This is a genomic window from Streptomyces sp. NPDC059900 (assembly GCF_050270335.1).
Lineage (GTDB): Bacteria > Actinomycetota > Actinomycetes > Streptomycetales > Streptomycetaceae > Streptomyces.
Window position 1 is genome coordinate 1 of record NZ_JBNNJZ010001137.1, and the last position, 1,179, is coordinate 1,179.

Annotated in this window: 1 protein-coding gene and 1 pseudogene; both read right to left on the reverse strand. The window is 67.2% G+C overall.

Features of this window, described 5'->3' with window-relative positions; genetic code table 11:
* Positions 1 to 26: 26 nt before the first annotated feature.
* Positions 27 to 359, reverse strand: a pseudogene (locus tag ACQKIP_RS47880) (carbohydrate ABC transporter permease); the annotation flags it as partial.
* Positions 356 to 1,179: carbohydrate ABC transporter permease (locus tag ACQKIP_RS47885; protein WP_427745918.1), on the reverse strand; the 824-nt coding region annotated here is incomplete at its 5' end. The gene ACQKIP_RS47885 and the pseudogene ACQKIP_RS47880, both read right to left, overlap by 4 nt.

A 1,179-nucleotide genomic window follows, 5' to 3' on the forward strand; every position in this document is an offset into this window, starting at 1 on the left:
TTCTGCCCCATCGTTAAGAGAGTTTAGAGCACTTCGCGCCCGCGGTAGGCGAACCGGGCCAGGGAGAATGCGGCGAGGGCCGCCGCCCCTACCGTCAGCAGGGTTGTCCCGACGGCGACCAGGGTGGAGGCGCCGAGCATCCGCCAGAAGGGGCCCGAGGCGAGGATGTCGGTGTAGTTGGTGGTCACCCAGGGCGAGGGCAGGCCGAAGGGGTTGCTGGAGAGCTGGTCGGTGGACTTGAAGCCGGATACCAGGGCGTACAGCAGCGGGGTCACCATGCCGATGCCGACCAGCCACACGATCACGTACAGGGGCGCCTTGCCGAAGCGGCGGCGCCCTGGGACGCCGGGCGCGGTCATCGGGTGGCTCGCATGTTGGTGAGGGCTCCTTCGGTGTCCCGACGCAGCACGAAGCGCTGGTAGGCGAGGGCGAAGACGAGGCTGATGAGGAACAGCGCGATGCTGATCGCGCTGGCGTAGCCGATCTCGTAGCGCTTGAACCCGAACTGGAACAGGGTGATGGCCATCGTTTCCGAGGCGTGGTCTGGGCCGCCCTGCGAGATCACCCACACCAGGTCGAACAGCTGGATGGCGCCGATGACGGACAGGAACGCGCTGATGCGGAGGGTCGGTCCCAGCAGGGGCAGGGTGATGTAGCGGAAGCGCTGCCAGGCGCCGGCGCCGTCGATGCGGGCGGCCTCGTGCAGTTCGGCGGGGATGCTTTGGAGGCCTGCCAGGTAGAGCATCATGTGGAAGCCGAAGTACTTCCAGGTCATCACGAGGAACAGGGTCGGCATGACCGTCGACTGGTCGGCGAACCACAGCCCGCCGAGCCCGTCGAGGCCGATTGCGCCGAGCGTTTTGTCGGCGAGCCCGGCGTCCGGCGCGAAGATCATGGAGAACAGGACGCCGGTGATCACCTCGGACAGCACGTACGGGGCGAAGAACAGCATCCGGTAGACGGCCCGGCCGCGCAGCTTCTGGTTGAGCAGGACCGCCATGGCCAGCGCGAACGGCAGCTGCACGAGCACCGAGAAGCCGACGAGGAGCAGGCCGCGCCACAGGTCGCCGAGGAAGACCGGGTCCTTGGCCAGGCGGCTGTAGTTGTCCAGTCCCGTGTAGTCCGTGGGGGAGCCGAATCCGCCCCAGTTGAAGAGGCTGACGTAGAGCGCGTACAGGA